Raw genomic sequence first — 17,764 nt, 5'->3', positions numbered from 1 at the left:
CGTGGAACTGCTCACCCGCATCGCCTAGCTGAGCGCGCCACCCATATTGAGTTTGGTGGGGTTTATGGAGCGCTTACAATCAAATTGGCATTTTCATCATACAGGCTACGGTGCAATACAAAGGCCGCTGAGCCGCTATAGGTTGTGGCGCTGCTACTGTTCCAGGCCACAAAGAGGAACTTGCCTGAACGCCCAGGCACAGCACTGGTCTGGACCGCACCAACTGCCATGATCACTTCACCACTTGGATGTTGAGCACACGAAGCGATGCTCAGTGCAGTGCCGTTCTGCTTAGAAGATTTAATCGAAAGTGCCTCGATCGCCTCATCACTTTTAGCTAACGTGCCCAATGCATCCTGCGCCAATTTTGGCAGTATTACTGCAGCGCCACCACCGGTACCCAGAAAAGCGGCTGCGGTAGCAGCAGCCTTGACAACAAGGGTATCTATAGTGACCTCCGACGACTGGCTACTTTCAAAATCGTGGGTGAATTTTACAGGCACCCATCCACAAGCCTTAAACGCCTGGACATAAGTGTGGAACCAGGCCTCTGCTTCATCGACAGGGTCGTGCTTGCGTGTTGCAGCATCGACTGCAAACATATGCGAGTACTTGCCACATTCACGGTTTTCAAAAGACACATTGCCCGAGTACGCTACAATCTCACCGTCAACGACATCTACACGATCAGCGCCAGTATCGGCAATAACATTGTCATTCATAATATTCAACCCACACGTTTAATTAGTTTGTATTGCAGGAGCCCTTAGTTAAACTCTGCAATGCAAACTAACCAGTCAGGCCGAATCAATCGATACTGAAGAATTTCCCACTCAGCTGCTCACGGCTTCTGTCCATACCAGCGTGGGGTATAAACCCACGCGTCACCATCGGCCCTTGCAAACGCGCAGGTTGTGGAAGAGCCAATCAGCACCATCGTGCGCATATCAACGAGCTCGGGGGTCATCTGTTGCAAGCGAATGGTACGAAGTGTCTGCCCAGGCCTACCAATATCCCTGCCAAGGACTACAGGCGTTTCGGCACTTCGGTGCTGGCGAACGATTTCCAGAGCCCGGCCCAACTGCCAGGGACGTGAGCGCGAGATCGGGTTGTAGAAGGCCAGTGCCAAGTCGGCCTGACAAGCCAGGTCCAGGCGTTTCTCGATTATCGACCAGGGCTTTAGGTTGTCCGATAGTGACAGTACGCAGAAATCATGTCCCAACGGTGCACCTGCCTGCGCGGCAGTTGCCAGGGAGGCCGAAACGCCGGGAAGGATCTCAAGTTCCACCGCATGCCAGAGCGGATCAGTGGATTCGTGCAAGGCTTCCAGCACTGCAGCCGCCATGGCAAATACACCGGGATCGCCAGAAGACACCACCACCACCGAACGCCCTTGCACGGCCAGCTCAAAGGCATGCCGGGCGCGCTGCATTTCTTCGCGGTTATCCGTGCAATACATGACTTGATCCGCTCGGAATGGGCCCGCCATGCGCACGTAGGTTTCGTAGCCGAGAATATCGTTAGCCCGGGCCAGCTCAGCCTTTACCGCAGGGACCATGAACTCGGCAGCGCCAGGCCCCAGGCCGATCACTGCCAGGCGACCGCGAGCGCGACCGATCGACAAGGGATCGATGGGCTGGCTCGACACCAGAATTGCCAAACCTTCATTGACCGCTTGCGGCGGCAGCAACTGTGGCAACATCTGGGTTGCCAGCACAGTGGCATTGTTGGCATCCGGTGAGAAACGTAGCGGCACCGCCAATTCAGCGACCGCTGCATGTAGCGCTGGATCAGCCATCAACGATTCGCTGGCCAATACACAGGCCAACGCAGGCTCCGCGATACGTGCAGCGCGCAACGCATCGCGCACAGCTGTCGCCAGCTCCGGTACGGCAGCCGTCACCGCCACCATCACACAGCGCGGGTAAATAACCAGCTCGTTAGCCGAAACCTCCCGTGCGTCGCAACCAACATGAATCGCCAGTTGCGCCTGCTCACTCTGCGGCAATTGTGCCTGGGCGAGCCAAGGTGCTTCACCGTCGATACGGACCGACTCGCCGGCCAACAGATCGGAGACAAAGCGCTTGCCCAGCTCCAGGTCAGCCAAGGCATAGCCGCCAGGGGGATTGAGCAGACACGTACCAAAGCGCAGTTCACCACTGGTGGTGATTGCTGGCGCGACACCCAATCCCGCAGCAATTTCCCGGGCCATGACATTGACCCCACCCAAGCCGCCGAGCAGCGGTACCACGACGCTGCCATCCTCGGCCACGGCCAGTACCGGAGGCTCGACACCCTTCTCCAGCAGCAGGCTAGCCAGGGTGCGGATAATGATGCCGGCTGCGCACAAGGCGATGATCGGTGTGTCCTGCAGATACAGCTGACGCAAAGTGGCACCGAATTCCTGGTAGCTGCAATCGGCACCTTCAACCCGGCCTTCCAGGCCATGGATCAACGCGTCCGGATACAGCTGCTGGATCTTTCGCGCAGTGACCAGGCTGCCTTTGCCGAGCGTAACAATGGCCGGTGCTTTAAGCGCCATCACCCTTGCCACCTTTCGCCCGGAACAATGATCAGTGAGAAGTACGGCGACGACTGCGGATCAACTTCATCCAGGGCAACAATCTTCTGATTGGCCATGGTCGCGCGTTCCACGTAAAGCGCTCGCTCGGCCAGGCCGAGTTCGGTCAGTACCTCACGAACTTTAGGGAAGTTGCGCCCCAGCTTCATGATCACGGCCGCATCGGCATCGGCCAGACGACGCTTGAGTTCGTCATGGGGCAGCACGCCAGACAGCACTGACAGGCTCTGGTTGCGATAAACCAACGGCGCGCCGAGCACTGAAGCCCCCCCAAGCATCGAGCAGACACCCGGAATCACTTCGGTCTGGTACTGCTTGGCCAGGCGATCGTGCAAATACATGTAGGAGCCATAGAAGAACGGATCACCTTCGCAGATCACCGCCACATCACGACCGGCGTCCAGGTGGGCGGCGACCTCAAGGCTGGCAGCGTCGTAGAAGTCGCTGATGACCTGCTCATAGGACAACGGCGCTGGCAGTGCCTCGGTGGTCACCGGGTACACCAGCGGCAGCAACGTCTGGGCTGACTGTAAGTGGCCTTCGATGATGCCAAAGGCATTGCCGCGCTTGCCCTTGGCAACAAAATACGCCACCACCGGCGATTCGCGCAGCAGGCGCAGAGCCTTGACGGTGATCAGTTCTGGGTCACCGGGGCCGACGCCCAGGCCGAGCAAACGTCCACGAGCCTGCATCATTCGACCTCCGTGGCCAGGGCATTGACCGCTGCCGCCGCCATGGCGCTACCACCCAGACGGCCTTGCATGATCACGAACGGCACACCGCGGCTGTCAGCGGCGAGCATCGCCTTGGATTCGGCAGCGCCGACAAAACCCACTGGGAAGCCGAGGATCAGCGCCGGTTTCGGCGCGCCGGCATCAAGCATTTCCAACAGGTAGAACAACGCGGTGGGGGCATTGCCGATCACCACCACACTGCCTTCCAGGTACGGACGCCACAGCTCCAGCGCCACCGCCGAACGGGTGTTGCCCAGTTCGCGGGCCAGATCCAGCACTTGCTCATCGCGCAGAGTGCAGATCACCTGATTGTTCGCGGGCAAGCGAACACGGGTAATACCCTCGGAGACCATGCGCGCATCGCAGAGAATCGGCGCGCCAGCGGCCAAGGCATCACGCCCGGCCTTGCCCGCGCCTGGCGAAAACTGCAGGCCATCGATCGCATCGACCATGCCACAGGCGTGAACCACCCGCACCGCGAGTTTTTCCAGATCGGCAGGAATACGATCTAGCCGCGCTTCCTCACGAATGATCGCGAAGGAATTGCGATAGATCTCCTGACCATCGCGGATGTAATCAATCATCAAGGGTGCTCCGTGAGCAGGCGTCTAGCAGTGCGCCGGCTTCTTTCAGTGTGAGGTTGCGTGCGCGCAGGCTGCCGAAACCCGGCTGGGCTGCGTCACGCAAGTACAAGTCGTAGTGGCCCGGGCTCTGCGCCAGCAGGGTCGCTGGAGCAACATGGGCCATGGCACAGGAGCGCGGACAGCCGCTCAAGTGCACGCTGGCCGAAGCGCCACTGGCAAGCAGCGTGGCCAACAGACGGGCATCGCCTTTGGTCTCGGCCTGGGCCTTGGCACATCCGGCGGAACCGGTACAGGCAACCAACCGTGCCAGCGGTGATTCTGCCGAGCAGAGCAAACCAAGCTGGGCCAGCCCGCTGCGTACGGCTGCTGCATGCAGGTGCGCGATATTGGGCAACCATAGGCTCTGCCAAGGTGTCATGCGCAGGCTGCCATCGCCGTGCTCGCGGGCCAGCTGTGCGGCGCCGCGTAGCATTGCTGGGTTCAAACGCCCCAGTGGCGCTGCGCCACCGACAGCGCTCAGGCCGGGTTGCAGCTGTGGATAAATACCCAGATAGCTAGTGCCGACCGTTGCCGAACGGTGCCAGTGCAAAAGGGTTGGATCACGCCGGAGGGTCAAACCTAGGCCGGCGACAAAATCATCTGGCGAATGCTCGGCCAGCAACTGGCGCATCCGTGCTTGCTCAGGTGTCGCCAGATCAAGGAAGCGATTGAGCACTGCCAGCACCAATTCACGCCCTTGCGTCAGAGGGATGGCCCCCACGGGTGAGTTGTTTGCCGGACAACCTGCCAAACCAAATGCCCACCACAGCTCACCCTCCAGTTGAACAGGGCTGAGCCATAGGTCATGGGGATGCGCAAGCATCGCCAACGCTTCGCCACCATCCACTTGCACAGCGAACTTGGCCGACAGCTGATGAAAGCGCGGTGTGGTTTCAAGTGCTTGCAGCACTTGCTCTGCCAAGGGGCGAGTATCAACCAGCATCTGCGGATCAACGCCAGCTGCAGGGCTGAGCATCAGGTTGCGAACGTCATCACCGGCAGCATCACGCGGCCCCAAGCCAGCCGCCAGCAAGCGTTCAATCACCCCTGATTGGTCGCTGCCGATGCCTCGGATCTGCAAATTGCCGCGGTTGGTGACCTCGATCTCACCGGTAGCAAAACGTTCGGCGGCGTCGGCCACCGCATCCGCCTGATCAGCCGAAAGCGTACCGCCGGCCAGCTTGATCCGACAGATCCCACCGTCCTTTGCCTGAACGATGCGCAGCAACCCCGGACAGGCCGAGGGACGCAGCGAAACTTGGGGTTGGTGGGCCGATACAGGCTGGTTCAAAAGGTCACCCGGCAATCGTGAAAAGGCACGTCAGTGTAGAAGGCGCGGTATTATGCCTGCTTTGTCCGAAGGCATGAAAAGCCTGCCGGTCGGATTGCGGTGAATTGAGGAAAATCCATGTCGCCCTGGCTGACAGTAGTAGGTATCGGTGAAGACGGCTTCAGTGGCCTGGGCAAGAATGCCCGGCGCGCATTGCTGGGCGCGGCAAAGGTGTTTGGCGGCCAGCGCCAGTTGGATCTGCTGCCGCACTGTATCCGTGGCGAACGCCTGCTGTGGCCCAGCCCCTTCTCCTTGGCACCGGTACTGGCGCTGCGCGGTGATCCGGTATGCGTGCTGGCCAGCGGTGACCCGATGTTCTTCGGTGTGGGTGCCAGCCTTGCCCGGCAGCTCGACGCCGAGGAAATCAGCGTATTGCCGATGCCTTCTTCCTGTGCATTGGCCGCCGCCCGCCTGGGCTGGCCGCTGCAGGAGGTAACGACGCTGTCGGTGGTGGCCCGTCCGTTGGCAGCCCTCAATGCTCATGTGTACAGCGGCGTGCGCTTGTTGGTGCTGAGCAACGATGGCAGCAGCCCGGCAGCTATTGCCGCGCTATTGCGTGAGCGCGGGTTCGGCGCCAGTCGCCTGCAGGTCTTCGAACACCTGGGTGGCGTGGCTGAGCAGTGCCTGCAAGGCACGGCGCAAAATTGGCCGCATGCACGCACCGCAGACCTCAACCTGGTCGCCATCGAATGCCTGGCGAGTGCCGATGCACCACGCCTATCGCCACTGGCAGGCCTGCCGGACTCAGCCTTCCAGCACGATGGCCAATTGACCAAGCGCGACGTTCGGGCCATTACCCTAGCCCGTCTGGCGCCACAACCGGGTGAACTGCTCTGGGATGTCGGTGCTGGCAGCGGCTCGATCGGCATCGAATGGATGCGCGCCCATCCCAGTTGCCGAGCGCTGGCGATTGAGGCCGATGAAGGTCGCCAGCAATTGATTGAACACAACCGCGATGCCCTCGGCGTGCCCGGCCTGCAACTGATCCGTGGCCGCGCCCCGCAAGCCTTGCAAGGCCTCGAGCGCCCCGACGCTATTTTTATCGGCGGAGGCGTGACCCGCGAAGGTGTACTGCAACACTGCTGGAAACAACTGCGCCCAGGCGGTCGTCTGGTGGCCAATGCCGTTACCCTGCAAAGCGAGCTGACGCTGGTCAACTGGCGTGAGCAATATGGTGGCGAACTGACCCGTATCCATATCGCCCAGGCACAGCCGCTGGGCGAATTCGACACCTGGCGCCAAGCCCTGCCGATCACCCTGTTAGACGCGATCAAACCCGCAGATGCGTGACGAGACCCAGGAACAACCGGCCCCGCTGCGCAGCGGCCTGACCACCGGCAGTTGCGCCACCGCCACCAGCCTGGCGGCGGCGCGGCTGTTGCTGACCGGAGCGCATAACGATGCGGTGCAGATCACCTTGCCCAAGGGCAAAGTGGTGCAGATGCGTCTGGAGTTCTGCCGTTTGCATGAAGACGGTGCCGAAGCCGGCACCCTCAAGGATGCGGGTGATGATCCGGATGTCACCCATGGTGCACTGCTTTACAGTCGTGTGCGCTTGCTCGCTGAACCCGGCGTGCGCTTCGTCGCGGGCAACGGTGTAGGTACCGTGACCCGCCCTGGGCTGGTCCTTGCCGTGGGCGAACCAGCGATCAACCCGGTGCCACGACAGATGATGACCGAGCACCTGCAACACCTGGCCAACGAGTGCGCCTACAGTGGCGGCTTCGAAGTCACGGTGAACGTCCAGGACGGTGAAAGCCTGGCGTTGAAAACCATGAACCCGCGCCTGGGAATTCTCGGCGGTCTGTCGATCCTCGGCACCAGCGGCATCGTTCGGCCGTTCTCCTGTTCGGCCTATATCGCCTCGATCCACCAAGGTATCGACGTGGCCAAAACCAACGGTTACCTGCACATCGCCGCCTGCACCGGCAACGCCAGTGAAGACACCATGCGCCGGGTCTACAACCTGCCGGAAATCGCCCTGATCGAAATGGGCGACTTTGTCGGTGCAGTGCTCAAGCACCTGCGCAAAGTGCCAGTGGATAAGCTCAGCCTGTGCGGCGGTTTCGGCAAGATCAGCAAACTCGCAGCCGGACACATGGACCTGCACAGCCGTCACTCCAGCATCGACCTGCCGCAACTGGCCGAGTGGGCTGCCGCCATTGGTGCCGACCGCGACCTGCAAACCGCGATTCGTCAGGCCAATACCAGCCAGCAGGCGTTGGCTATGGCCAGTGCGGCAGGCATTGCTCTGGGTGACGCGGTCTGTGCCCATGCCCTGGCTTTTGCCCGCAGCGTGGTTCCGGCCCAGATACAAGTGGAGGTCTTCGCCATTGATCGCCAGGGTGGCATCGTCGGCCACGCAGGAACCTTTGCATGAAACGCATCTTGCTGCTGGGCGGCATCACCGAAGCCTTGGCCATTGCCCGAACACTGGGCCCCGAGCATGTCTACAGCCTGGCCGGGATTGGCCGGGTGCCCAGTGACTTGAAGTGTCAGGTTAGGGTTGGCGGTTTTGGTGGGGCCGAAGGATTGGCGGCGTATCTGCTCGGCGAAAGCATCGACCTGCTGATCGACGCCACCCACCCTTATGCCACACAGATCAGTGCCAACGCCGCCCGCGCCTCACAGCTCACCGGCGTTCCTTGCTGGGCCCTGCGACGTCCGGCGTGGCAAGCGCAAGCCGCTGATGACTGGCGCGAGGTTGCCGGCTGGGCTGAGCTGATTGAAGCCCTGCGGCCGTTCCGCCGCCCGTTGTTCACCCTGGGCCGCGAACCCTTGGCGCACCTGGATGAAATTCCGGCGCATCAGTTCTGGACGTTACGTGCCCTGGAGGCCTGCCCGGGCAATGAGCGCTGCGAAGTAATTGGCGCCCGCGGGCCCTTTCAGCTCGAAGATGAGCGGGCCCTGTTTGAGCGACGACAGATTGACGTGTTGATCAGCAAGAACAGCGGTAGCGCAGCGACTGAGCCGAAGCTGCAAGTGGCCCGTGAGCGTGGGGTTGCGGTGCTGATTCTGGGCCGCCCGCAACTCCCGGACGTCAGTCGACACTTCTCCACGGTGCAGGCGCTGTTGCATGCGCTTTAGCACAGACTCGTCAGGGCGCAGAGGCTGTACGCAATCGCCATCATTCCCAAAGTGGACATTTGCTCTCAGGGCCTACTGTTTCAGACTCTTCCGATAGCCCATTACCCTCGCGCTGCCTTAAACTAAGCCCTTCTCCCCCCGGAAGAAATTCGCCCATATGGAAATGCAATGGTGGATCTGGCTGGTATTCGGTTTCGGCCTGGTTGTGCTCGAACTGATGCTGCCGACCTTCTTCATCCTCTGGTTCGGCATCGGCGCTGTGCTGGTATCGCTCATCGCTTACCTGGCACCCAGCCTGCAACTCGACATGCAGGTACTGCTCTGGGTGCTGTTCTCGTCGGTTACCACGCTGCTGTGGTTCAAGGTGTTTCGCAAGAAGAAACCAGACACCCGCTGGACCGCTGATGACGTGGTCGGTGAAGTCGGCCTGCTCACCGCTAAGGTCTCTGAATTTCACAAAGGCCGCGTGCGCTTCCAGAAACCGGTCCTTGGCAACGAGGAATGGGTGTGCGTTGCCGATGACGAGATCCCCTCGGGCGAGCGCGTACGCATCACTGCCATCGAAGGCAATACTGCCCGGGTAACCCGGGCCTGATCAGTAAAAGGAAGCTTTGACTCATGACCAGCCTCATCGTCGCCGGTACTATCGCCGCGTTCGTCATCATCACCCTGTTCAAGGGGGTGCGCATCGTGCCCCAGGGTGAGGAATGGATCGTCGAACGCCTGGGGCGCTATCACAGCACCCTCAAACCCGGCCTGAACATCCTCATTCCATACATGGACGTGGTTGCCTACCGTTTGCCGACCAAGGACATCATCCTCGACGTGCAGCAACAGGAAATCATCACCCGTGACAACGCCGTCATCGTTGCTAACGCGCTGTGTTTCGCCAAGGTTGTCGACCCGCAGAAAGCCGCCTACGGGGTGCAGGATTTCACCTACGCGGTTACCAGCCTGACCATGACCTCGCTGCGTGCCATTGTCGGCGCCATGGACCTCGACGAAGCCCTGTCCAGCCGCGAACAGATCAAGGCCCGCCTGCGCGAAGCCATGTCAGAGCAGACCGAAGACTGGGGGGTGACCGTACGCTCGGTCGAGATCCAGGACATCAAGCCATCGGAGAACATGCAGTCGGCCATGGAGCGTCAAGCCGCTGCCGAGCGTGAGCGTAAAGCCGACGTTACCCGCGCCGAAGGCGCCAAGCAGGCCGCCATTCTCGAAGCCGAAGCACGCCTGCAATCGGCCAAGCTCGATGCCGAAGCACAAATCAATCTGGCCGAAGCCTCGGCGCGCTCGATCACCCTGGTTCGCGACGCGGTCGGTAGCGAGATCACCCCGGCGATGTACCTGCTGGGCGAACGCTACATCGGCGCCATGGAAAACCTGGCCGGCAGCGACAACGCCAAGGTCGTGGTGTTACCCGCTGACCTGCAGGAAACCGTGCGCGGTCTGATGGGCCGTAACAAGGCAGTCTGATCCGCAGCGCCAACCCCATAAGCCGGGCCCGTGCGACACTTCATCGCACGCCCGGCTTTTTTACATATACTTTCAACTCTGGCTAAATAGCCACCACTCGAATCCTGACCGGATCTCTCCATGCCTTCACATCGGCTTGCCCATGCCTGGATCGCCTGCTTTGCAGTGCTGTTCAACCTGCTGGCCATGCCGTTGTCTGCTGCCGCACCGAAAAGCCAGACCGAGCAATTACTCTGGGGGGCATTCTGCTCCACCAGCGGTACCAAGCTGATCGCTATCTCCCTGGGCCAGCCGGACGGCACCCAACAGAACGACGATCACTCGACCATGCAGCATTGCTGGTGCTGCTCGGGTGCTGCGCCGCTGCTGGCGTTGCCAGGGCATCGACCGCGCTTGCTGCTGCCAGCCCAGGAGTTTGCACCTGCCCAGGTCCTGCTCAGCGCCACTCAGCCGACCCCGCGCCAACTCTGGCCAGCGCTGAACCCGCGCGCCTCCCCTCTAGCCTGAATTCACTACGCTACCTGTTGCGAACCTGAATCGACTGGAGAATCACCATGTTCAAGAACGCCCTGCTGCTGGCCGCCCTGCTGTTGCCGGCGACTTTTGCCAACGCCCACGAATACACCAAAGGTGACCTGCATATCGCCCATCCGTGGTCGCAGGAACTGCCGCCGAACGCGCCTAACGTCGCCGCCTATTTCGTCGTCCACAACAATGGCTCGAGCGCCGATACGCTGCTCGGTGTCGACAGCCCCATCAGTGACGATGCCCAACTGCACGAGCATGTGCACAAGGACGGCCTGATGAAGATGCAGCAAGTGCAGCGCGTCGAAGTACCCGCAGGGAAAGACCTGGTCTTCGCCCCAGGCGCCTATCATGTGATGCTGATGCAGCCCAAAGACCGCAGCCTGCTGGTGGACGGCAAGCGTTTCCCGCTGACCCTGCACTTTGAGAAAGCCGGTGATGTCACCGTCGAAGTCGCCGTGCAGAAGCAAGCCCCCGAGGGTGCCGCGCACAGTCACTGATCGCTGAACGCAGCTCCCCGTGAGCATCGTCCGCAGCCGCCTCAACCGCCCTGCGCGCCCTGATTCCAGAAGGGTTCGCGGTAGCTGGCTGAGCCTGTTCGCCATGTTAATGATCTTTATCGGCCCACTGGTTTCCCAGTCGATGCCGATGGATCACCGTGCCATGTCGACAGGCATAGGCATGAGCATGGCCATGGACAGCAGCGCTGATTGCCACAGTGGCAGCCACCATGAAAGCAGTCCTTCGCTGCATGTTATCTGGGAGAAGTGCGGTTACTGCAGCCTGTTCTTCCATTGCCCGGCACTGCCTCAGGCCCTGAGCCTGCTCAACACCGAAGCGGCTCCTGTCGGTGCCTCACTGATTGTCCAACCGCGTCAGGGTCATGCTAGGCAAACGGTTTTCCCCGGTGCCCGAACCCGCGCGCCGCCGCCCTTCATCGTCGTCTGAATTCACCGTTGCGTTCTCAGGTCCGGCATTTTGCCGATGACTTGGTGCGCCCTCATGACTGATCGATGTTGGAATCATTATGTCCAGCTGTACTGCTGTCTATCGCCTGTCCCTGCAAGGGACCCTCGCCGTCATCTGCGGCGCCCTGCTCAGCCCAATGGCTCTGGCCGTCAGCCAGAGCGTTAACGAGCATGCTCACGAACAATCCGAGCTGAGCCCGACGGTGATAACCGCCGTCGCCCCCAGCTCACCATTGACCATCGTCACCAACCCCAAAGACCCACGCCAACCGGTGCCGGCCAGTGATGGCGCTGACTACCTGAAAACCATCCCCGGCTTTTCTGCCATCCGCGCCGGTGGCACCAATGGCGATCCGGTACTGCGCGGCATGTTCGGTTCACGGCTGAACATTCTCACCAACGGTGGCGTGATGCTCGGCGCCTGCCCCAACCGTATGGACGCGCCCACCTCCTACATCTCGCCAGAAACCTACGACCGCCTGACTGTGATCAAAGGCCCGCAAAGCGTGATCTGGGGGCCTGGGGCATCGGCCGGGACCATTCTCTTTGACCGTGAGCCAGAGAAATTCGGTGAGCTGGGCAGCCGGGTCAATGCCAGCCTGCTGGGCGGTTCCAACGGGCGTTTCGATAAGGTCATCGACACCGCCGCAGGTAACCGTTTGGGCTACGCCCGCTTCGTCGGCAACCAGTCGCACTCCGACGACTACGAGGATGGCAATGGCGATACCGTGCCATCGCGCTGGGACAAATGGAACGGTGATGTAGCCCTGGGCTGGACCCCCGACGCCGACACCCTGGTGGAACTGACTGCGGGTAAAGGCGATGGCGAAGCCCGTTACGCCGGGCGTGGCATGGACGGCTCACAGTTCAAACGCGAGAGTCTGGGCCTGCGCTTTGAAAAGTCCAACATCGGTGAGGTGTTCGACAAAATCGAAGCTCAGGTCTACTACAACTACGCCGACCATGTGATGGACAACTACAGCCTGCGCACCCCTTCGGGCACAGGCATGATGGGCATGCCCATGGTCAGCAACGTTGACCGGCGGACAATGGGTGGCCGGGTCAAGGGCACTTGGCGCTGGAGCGAACTGCAATTGATCGCGGGTATGGATGCACAGACCAACGAGCATCGCGAGCGTGGAGGTATGGGCATCGATGCCCACAAGGGGATGGCCTGGACCAAAGACGCCGACTTCCACAACTACGGCGTGTTCAGTGAATTGACCTGGTACGCCGCCGATCAGGATCGGGTTATCACCGGTGCACGCCTGGACCGTGCCTCTGCCAAGGATTATCGCGAGGACAGTGCCACCCGCGGCGATACACGCGCCGATACCTTGCCCAGTGGCTTTGTCCGCTACGAGCATGACTTGGTCGAACTCCCGGCCACCACCTACGTTGGCCTTGGCCACGCCGAGCGTTTCCCGGATTACTGGGAGCTGTTCTCGCCTGATTCGGGGCCAGCCGGGTCGGTGAATGCCTTCGACAGCATCAAGCCTGAAAAAACCACCCAGCTGGATTTCGGCATCCAGTACCAGACCGCAGACTTGCAGGCCTGGGCCTCGGGCTACGTAGGGCAGGTTCGCGATTTCATCCTGTTCGACTACAGCACCGACATGATGGGCATGGGTAGCTCCAGCGCGCAGAACATTGATGCGCGGATCATGGGCGGCGAACTGGGGGCCGCTTATAAGTTGACCTCCAACTGGAAAGCGGACGCCACCCTGGCCTACGCTTGGGGCAAGAACAGCAGTGACGGCACAGCGCTTCCACAAATGCCGCCGCTGGAGAGCCGCCTGGGCCTGACCTATAGCCGAGATGTCTGGAGTGCCGGAGCGTTGTGGCGTCTGGTGGCGGCGCAGAACCGCATTGACGAAGACCATGGCAACGTAGTCGGCAAGGACTATGAAAAGAGTGCCGGTTTCGGGGTGTTCTCGCTCAACGGCAGCTACAAGGTCAGCAAGCACCTGAAGCTCAGTGCCGGGGTCGATAACCTGTTCGACAAGGCCTATTCCGAACACCTGAACCTGGCGGGCAATGCCGGTTTCGGCTACCCGGCCAGTGATCCACAGGCAATCGATGAGCCGGGGCGCACGCTCTGGACCAAGGTCGACCTGAGTTTCTGATCCACCATCAGGGCGCGATCATCGATCGCGCCTTACCCTGGCAACACAGGAGTGCTCCATGAGCAAACCGTCGATTTCCTTCTACAACCTGGCTTGGCGTTGGCACTTTTATGCCGGGCTGTTCGTCGCCCCGATCATGATCTTGCTGGCGATCACCGGGATTATCTACTTGTTCAAGCCGCAGCTGGATCCTCTGCTTTACCGCGACTTGATGGTGGTCGAGGCCGGGCACCACACGCAAAGCGCCGACAGCTTGCTGCAGCAGGTTCAACAGGCCTACCCCAAAGGCCAGGTCAGCCAGTACCTGCCAGCCATTGCCAGTGACCGCAGCGCTCAGTTTGTGGTTAACGATTCCGGCCATGAGCTGAATGTATTCATCAACCCCTATGACGGCAGATTGCTCGGCGCACAGGATGCCAAGAGTAACCTGCAAGCCGTCGCCCGCGCCCTGCATGGCGAGCTGATGGTCGGCACTATCGGTGATCGTGTGGTGGAGCTGGCCGCAGGCTGGGGGGTGGTGCTGGTGGTGTCTGGCTTGTACCTGTGGTGGCCACGGGGCAAGCGCAGCGGTGGTGTACTTTGGCCGCGGCTGAATGCTCGTGGACGCCTGCTTTGGCGAGACCTGCACGCGGTTACCGGCTTCTGGGGTTCGGCCCTGCTGCTGCTGATGCTGCTCAGCGGCATGACCTGGACCGGGTTCTGGGGCAAACAGTATGCCGAGGTGTGGAACAGTTTTCCGGCAGCGATGTGGACGGATGTCCCCCAGTCCGACAAGCAGGCCGGCGAACTGAACAACGCCAGCCGGCAGACCGTGCCTTGGGCGATGGAAAACACGCCGATGCCGCAATCGGGTGCCCACGCCGAGCATGCCGGGCATAACATGGGCGCCAGCGCACCCGCAGCCCCACAGGTCAGCCTGCAACAGATCCAGGACCTGGCCACCACCCGCGCAGTCGAACCCGGCTACAGCATCACCCTGCCGACCACGGCCGAAGGCGTATACACCATTGCCGTGTTCGCCGACGATCCGCGCAACGATGCCACCCTGCATGTCGACCAATACACCGGCAAGGTGCTGGTCGATGTACGTTGGCAGGACTACAACAACGTCGCCCGTGCCACCGAGCTTGGCGTGATGCTGCATGAAGGCAAAATGTTCGGCCCACTGAACCAGCTGATCATTCTGCTGATCTGCCTGATGATCCTGCTGGGTTCGGTCAGTGGCTTGGTAATGTGGTGGAAGCGGCGTCCCGAAGGCGGGCTGGGCGTGCCGCCGCTGCGCCATGACCTACCGCGCTGGAAAACTGCGACGGCGATCATGTTGGTACTTGGCGCTGCGTTTCCGCTGGTGGGGGCTTCGATGGTGCTGGTGTGGTTGGCAGACCGAGTGAGTGTGGCACGACTCAGGCCCAAGGTAGAGTTGGGTCTGTAGCCGCTGCAGCAGCGCCACAGAAAACTCCAGCGCCTGCGGTGGTGGGACAAATCCGCTACCATGGGCGCCCGTTTTTCACAGGACTGACAATGAGCACCCTGACTATCAGCGACCTGCACTGGTCGCCGCTTGGCCACGGCCATTGTCATCATCAGTTCCAGCTGCGCGAGGTCAGCCTGCAGGTCAAGGCCGGCGAGTTCGTCGGCCTGATCGGTCCCAATGGTAGCGGCAAGACCAGCTTGCTGCGCTGCGCCTATCGCTTCAACAAACCCGAGCGGGGCCTGGTGCATCTGGATGACCACGATCTGTGGCGACAATCGCCGCGCTGGTGTGCTCAACGTATCGCCGTGGTCCTGCAGGAGTTCCCCGATGCCTTCGGCCTGAACGTCGAAGAAGTGGTCGCCATGGGCCGTACCCCGCACAAGGGCCTGTTCGATGGCGACAACGACGAGGATCGCCGGTTGGTCAAAACGGCGCTGCACGCGGTCGGCCTGGAAGGCTTCGACGACCACAGCTTTGCCAGCCTGTCGGGCGGCGAAAAGCAGCGGGTGATTCTCGCCCGGGCACTGGTTCAACAACCGCAGTTGTTGATCCTCGACGAGCCGACCAACCATCTCGACCCCCGCTATCAGTTGGAGTTGTTGCAGCAAGTGCGCCGCCTGGGCATCGGCACCCTGGCCAGCATTCATGACCTGAACCTGGCGGCGGCGTTCTGTGATCGTTTGTACGTCCTCGACCACGGTCGTATCGTTGCCAGCGGCACACCAAGCGAGGTACTGACCAGCGGCCTGTTGCACGAGGTGTTTGGCGTGCAGGCCCTGATCGACCGCCACCCCCTTGCCGACCATCCACGCCTTACCTGGATAACCCAGCGATGATTCGAACCACCTTACTTGTGCTGCTGAGCCTGTTCGCCAGCAGCAACGTCTTCGCCGAGGCAACCCAGTACCCGCTGACCGTACAGAGTTGCAACCGTCAGGTGACTTTCAACAAGGCCCCCGTGCATGCGCTGAGCCATGACATCAACATGACCCAGATGATGCTTGCCCTTGGCCTGCGTCAGCGCATGGTCGGCTACAGCGGTGTCAGCGGCTGGAAGGCGGTCACCCCGGAACTGCAAAAAGAGCTCGAAGGTCTGCCGGAGCTGGCCAGCAAGTACCCGTCAGTGGAGACCCTGCTCAACGCCAATGTCGACTTCTTCTTCGCCGGTTGGGATTACGGTATGCGCGTCGGTGGCGACCTCACCCCACAGACCCTGGCGCCGCTGGACATCGCCGTCTATGAGTTGACCGAGTCGTGTGCCTTTGTCATGAAGCGCCCAGCCGCCAGCCTCGACGACACCTACACCGACCTGCGCAACCTGGGCAGAATTTTTGATGTGCAGGACCGTGCCGAGCAGTTGATCAGCCACATGCAACAGCGGGTCAATGCCGTTCAACAGCGTTTGCCCGCGCAACGCCCACGGGTGTTCCTGTATGACAGTGGTGCAGACCGGGCCATGACCTCCGGCCGCTTGGGCATGCCGCAGGCGTTGATTGCCGCCGCCGGTGGCCGCAACGTGCTCGACGATATCGAAGCCAGCTGGACCCGGGTGAACTGGGAAAGCGTGGTCGAGCGCAATCCCGAAGTGATTGTCATCGTTGACTACGGGGAAGTCAGCGCTGCGCAGAAACAGGCGTTTCTCGAACAGCACCCGGCCCTGCAGTCAGTGGCGGCGATCCGTAACAAGCGCTTTGTGGTTGTCCCCTACGTGGCCGCCACGCCAAGCCTGGAGAACGTCGACGCCATCGAAACCATCGCTGCGAGCCTGCACGGCACATGAGTCGTTATCGCCTGCTATTACTCGGTCTGATCGGCCTGCTGCTGATGTCCTGCGTGGTGTCGCTGGGCTTTGGCGCCGCGCCGGTGCCGGTTGAGGTGGTCTGGCGCGTGCTGCTGTCCAAGCTTTTCGGCATTGCCCCCGAGACACCCGCCTGGACCACCGGCCAGGAACACATTGTCTGGCTGATCCGCGTGCCGCGCATGCTCCTGGCGGCGCTGGTCGGTGGTGGTCTGGCGATGATCGGCGCCGTGTTGCAGGCAGTCACCCGCAACCCCCTGGCCGACCCGCACCTGCTCGGTGTGACCTCCGGCGCCACCCTCGGTGCAGTATTAGTGGTACTGCATATCGGTGAATTGCTCGGTGTCCTGACCTTGCCGCTGGCTGCCTTTATCGGCGCGTTGTGCAGCATGCTGCTGGTACTGGCAATTGCCAGCCGCCATGGCCGCCTGGACAGTGATCGTCTGCTGTTATGCGGGGTCGCGGTGGCGTTTGTGATGATGGCCATCGCCAACCTGTTGCTGTTTCTTGGCGACCACCGCGCCAGCTCTGCGGTGATGTTCTGGATGCTCGGTGGCCTGGGCCTAGCGCGCTGGGAGTTACTGCCGATTCCAGCCATCAGCGTGTTACTGGGCTTGACCCTGCTGCTAGGCATGGCCCGCGCACTCAACGCACTGATGGCCGGCGAACAGACAGCGGTGACCCTCGGGCTCAACGCCCGTTCAGTGCGTCTGTTGGCGTTCCTGATCTGCTCGCTGCTGACCGGCGTATTGGTGGCGATCAGTGGCTCGATCGGCTTTGTCGGCCTGATGGTGCCGCACATTGCCCGGCGCCTGGTCGGTGCCGAACACACCCGCCTGTTGCCGGTGTGCCTGTTGCTCGGCAGCTTGTTCCTGATCTGGGTCGATGTCGCCGCACGTACACTGATTTCGCCGGAAGACCTGCCCATCGGGATTGCCACGGCAGCGATTGGCGGTCTGTTTTTTATCGGCTTGATGCGCAGGCGTTGATCACCGTCAAGCAGCCTTTGGTCTTGAGACGTATTGTCGCGGTTGCGCCAGGA

18 protein-coding genes are annotated in these 17,764 nt (G+C 61.3%); 13 read left to right on the top strand and 5 right to left on the bottom strand.

From position 1 onward, the window contains the following. Positions 1-62 precede the first annotated feature (62 nt). From ACQRAX_RS18260 to cobG, 5 genes are all read right to left on the bottom strand, one after another. Complete coding sequence (locus tag ACQRAX_RS18260) at positions 63-722, bottom strand: hypothetical protein (RefSeq protein ID WP_412040652.1); 660 nt, start codon at positions 720-722, stop codon at positions 63-65. 119 nt (positions 723-841) lie between these two features. Continuing rightward, positions 842-2,542 carry a precorrin-3B C(17)-methyltransferase gene (gene cobJ / locus ACQRAX_RS18255; RefSeq protein WP_412040651.1) on the bottom strand — a complete coding sequence of 567 codons (1,701 nt, stop codon included), beginning with the start codon at positions 2,540-2,542 and terminating at the stop codon, positions 842-844. Beyond that, the gene (locus ACQRAX_RS18250) at positions 2,542-3,276 is read right to left on the bottom strand and encodes a precorrin-2 C(20)-methyltransferase (protein WP_412040650.1); all 735 of its coding nucleotides are present in this window, start codon (positions 3,274-3,276) and stop codon (positions 2,542-2,544) included. The genes cobJ and ACQRAX_RS18250 overlap by 1 nt, the downstream gene beginning before the upstream one ends. Continuing rightward, on the bottom strand, positions 3,273-3,899 hold the full coding sequence (locus ACQRAX_RS18245; protein ID WP_412040649.1) for a precorrin-8X methylmutase: 627 nt from the start codon (positions 3,897-3,899) through the stop codon (positions 3,273-3,275). The genes ACQRAX_RS18250 and ACQRAX_RS18245 overlap by 4 nt, the downstream gene beginning before the upstream one ends. After that, positions 3,892-5,229 (bottom strand): precorrin-3B synthase, encoded by a 1,338-nt coding sequence (gene cobG, locus ACQRAX_RS18240; protein ID WP_412040648.1) that lies wholly within the window; start codon positions 5,227-5,229, stop codon positions 3,892-3,894. Before cobG ends, ACQRAX_RS18245 begins: the two co-directional genes overlap by 8 nt. 117 nt (positions 5,230-5,346) lie before the next feature. On the opposite strand from cobG, the gene cbiE reads away from it, so the two are divergent. The 13 genes from cbiE (at position 5,347) to ACQRAX_RS18175 (ending at position 17,711) form a co-directional block, all read left to right on the top strand. Next, positions 5,347-6,558 carry a precorrin-6y C5,15-methyltransferase (decarboxylating) subunit CbiE gene (gene cbiE / locus ACQRAX_RS18235; protein ID WP_412040647.1) on the top strand — a complete coding sequence of 404 codons (1,212 nt, stop codon included), beginning with the start codon at positions 5,347-5,349 and terminating at the stop codon, positions 6,556-6,558. Next, positions 6,551-7,648 carry a cobalt-precorrin-5B (C(1))-methyltransferase gene (locus ACQRAX_RS18230; protein ID WP_412040646.1) on the top strand — a complete coding sequence of 366 codons (1,098 nt, stop codon included), beginning with the start codon at positions 6,551-6,553 and terminating at the stop codon, positions 7,646-7,648. The genes cbiE and ACQRAX_RS18230 overlap by 8 nt, the downstream gene beginning before the upstream one ends. Next, positions 7,645-8,355: a cobalt-precorrin-6A reductase gene (locus ACQRAX_RS18225; protein WP_412040645.1), complete on the top strand. Its 711-nt coding sequence runs from the start codon at positions 7,645-7,647 to the stop codon at positions 8,353-8,355. Before ACQRAX_RS18230 ends, ACQRAX_RS18225 begins: the two co-directional genes overlap by 4 nt. Before the next feature lie 157 nt (positions 8,356-8,512). Next, entirely contained in the window at positions 8,513-8,950 is a 438-nt protein-coding gene (locus ACQRAX_RS18220) for an NfeD family protein (RefSeq protein ID WP_045182273.1), read from the top strand. Positions 8,951-8,973: 23 nt separating this feature from the next. Then, positions 8,974-9,831: an SPFH domain-containing protein gene (locus ACQRAX_RS18215; RefSeq protein WP_045182271.1), complete on the top strand. Its 858-nt coding sequence runs from the start codon at positions 8,974-8,976 to the stop codon at positions 9,829-9,831. Positions 9,832-9,951: 120 nt separating this feature from the next. Continuing rightward, positions 9,952-10,338 carry a DUF2946 domain-containing protein gene (locus ACQRAX_RS18210; RefSeq protein WP_412040644.1) on the top strand — a complete coding sequence of 129 codons (387 nt, stop codon included), beginning with the start codon at positions 9,952-9,954 and terminating at the stop codon, positions 10,336-10,338. 47 nt (positions 10,339-10,385) lie between these two features. Then, positions 10,386-10,856, top strand: a complete 471-nt coding sequence (locus tag ACQRAX_RS18205) for a copper chaperone PCu(A)C (protein ID WP_412040643.1) — start codon at positions 10,386-10,388, stop codon at positions 10,854-10,856. A gap of 19 nt (positions 10,857-10,875) precedes the next feature. After that, positions 10,876-11,304, top strand: a complete 429-nt coding sequence (locus ACQRAX_RS18200) for a DUF2946 domain-containing protein (RefSeq protein ID WP_412040642.1) — start codon at positions 10,876-10,878, stop codon at positions 11,302-11,304. Positions 11,305-11,383: 79 nt separating this feature from the next. After that, positions 11,384-13,450, top strand: a complete 2,067-nt coding sequence (locus tag ACQRAX_RS18195; RefSeq protein WP_412040641.1) for a TonB-dependent copper receptor — start codon at positions 11,384-11,386, stop codon at positions 13,448-13,450. Between the two features lie 58 nt (positions 13,451-13,508). Beyond that, a complete protein-coding gene (locus ACQRAX_RS18190) occupies positions 13,509-14,882 on the top strand; it encodes a PepSY-associated TM helix domain-containing protein (RefSeq protein WP_412040640.1) in 1,374 nt (457 codons plus the stop codon). A gap of 89 nt (positions 14,883-14,971) precedes the next feature. After that, positions 14,972-15,760, top strand: a complete 789-nt coding sequence (locus tag ACQRAX_RS18185; RefSeq protein ID WP_412040639.1) for an ABC transporter ATP-binding protein — start codon at positions 14,972-14,974, stop codon at positions 15,758-15,760. Continuing rightward, positions 15,757-16,704, top strand: a complete 948-nt coding sequence (locus tag ACQRAX_RS18180; RefSeq protein WP_412040638.1) for an ABC transporter substrate-binding protein — start codon at positions 15,757-15,759, stop codon at positions 16,702-16,704. The genes ACQRAX_RS18185 and ACQRAX_RS18180 overlap by 4 nt, the downstream gene beginning before the upstream one ends. Next, a complete protein-coding gene (locus ACQRAX_RS18175; RefSeq protein ID WP_412040637.1) occupies positions 16,701-17,711 on the top strand; it encodes a FecCD family ABC transporter permease in 1,011 nt (336 codons plus the stop codon). The genes ACQRAX_RS18180 and ACQRAX_RS18175 overlap by 4 nt, the downstream gene beginning before the upstream one ends. Positions 17,712-17,764 lie beyond the last annotated feature (53 nt).

Origin of the sequence: Pseudomonas sp. UM16, from assembly GCF_050312595.1 — a bacterium.
Lineage (GTDB): Bacteria > Pseudomonadota > Gammaproteobacteria > Pseudomonadales > Pseudomonadaceae > Aquipseudomonas.
Note: the sequence above shows the minus strand (reverse complement) of the source record. Positions and strands in the feature narration are given on the sequence as shown.

What these genes read in the sequence shown, in the direction of transcription:
- ACQRAX_RS18260 (WP_412040652.1), bottom strand. Translation starts at nt 722, where the DNA reads ATGAATGACAATGTTATTGCCGATACTGGCGCTGATCGTGTAGATGTC.
- cobJ (WP_412040651.1), bottom strand. Translation starts at nt 2,542, where the DNA reads ATGGCGCTTAAAGCACCGGCCATTGTTACGCTCGGCAAAGGCAGCCTG.
- ACQRAX_RS18250 (WP_412040650.1), bottom strand. Translation starts at nt 3,276, where the DNA reads ATGATGCAGGCTCGTGGACGTTTGCTCGGCCTGGGCGTCGGCCCCGGT.
- ACQRAX_RS18245 (WP_412040649.1), bottom strand. Translation starts at nt 3,899, where the DNA reads ATGATTGATTACATCCGCGATGGTCAGGAGATCTATCGCAATTCCTTC.
- cbiE (WP_412040647.1), top strand. Translation starts at nt 5,347, where the DNA reads ATGTCGCCCTGGCTGACAGTAGTAGGTATCGGTGAAGACGGCTTCAGT.
- ACQRAX_RS18230 (WP_412040646.1), top strand. Translation starts at nt 6,551, where the DNA reads ATGCGTGACGAGACCCAGGAACAACCGGCCCCGCTGCGCAGCGGCCTG.
- ACQRAX_RS18225 (WP_412040645.1), top strand. Translation starts at nt 7,645, where the DNA reads ATGAAACGCATCTTGCTGCTGGGCGGCATCACCGAAGCCTTGGCCATT.
- ACQRAX_RS18220 (WP_045182273.1), top strand. Translation starts at nt 8,513, where the DNA reads ATGGAAATGCAATGGTGGATCTGGCTGGTATTCGGTTTCGGCCTGGTT.
- ACQRAX_RS18215 (WP_045182271.1), top strand. Translation starts at nt 8,974, where the DNA reads ATGACCAGCCTCATCGTCGCCGGTACTATCGCCGCGTTCGTCATCATC.
- ACQRAX_RS18210 (WP_412040644.1), top strand. Translation starts at nt 9,952, where the DNA reads ATGCCTTCACATCGGCTTGCCCATGCCTGGATCGCCTGCTTTGCAGTG.
- ACQRAX_RS18205 (WP_412040643.1), top strand. Translation starts at nt 10,386, where the DNA reads ATGTTCAAGAACGCCCTGCTGCTGGCCGCCCTGCTGTTGCCGGCGACT.
- ACQRAX_RS18195 (WP_412040641.1), top strand. Translation starts at nt 11,384, where the DNA reads ATGTCCAGCTGTACTGCTGTCTATCGCCTGTCCCTGCAAGGGACCCTC.
- ACQRAX_RS18190 (WP_412040640.1), top strand. Translation starts at nt 13,509, where the DNA reads ATGAGCAAACCGTCGATTTCCTTCTACAACCTGGCTTGGCGTTGGCAC.
- ACQRAX_RS18185 (WP_412040639.1), top strand. Translation starts at nt 14,972, where the DNA reads ATGAGCACCCTGACTATCAGCGACCTGCACTGGTCGCCGCTTGGCCAC.
- ACQRAX_RS18180 (WP_412040638.1), top strand. Translation starts at nt 15,757, where the DNA reads ATGATTCGAACCACCTTACTTGTGCTGCTGAGCCTGTTCGCCAGCAGC.
- ACQRAX_RS18175 (WP_412040637.1), top strand. Translation starts at nt 16,701, where the DNA reads ATGAGTCGTTATCGCCTGCTATTACTCGGTCTGATCGGCCTGCTGCTG.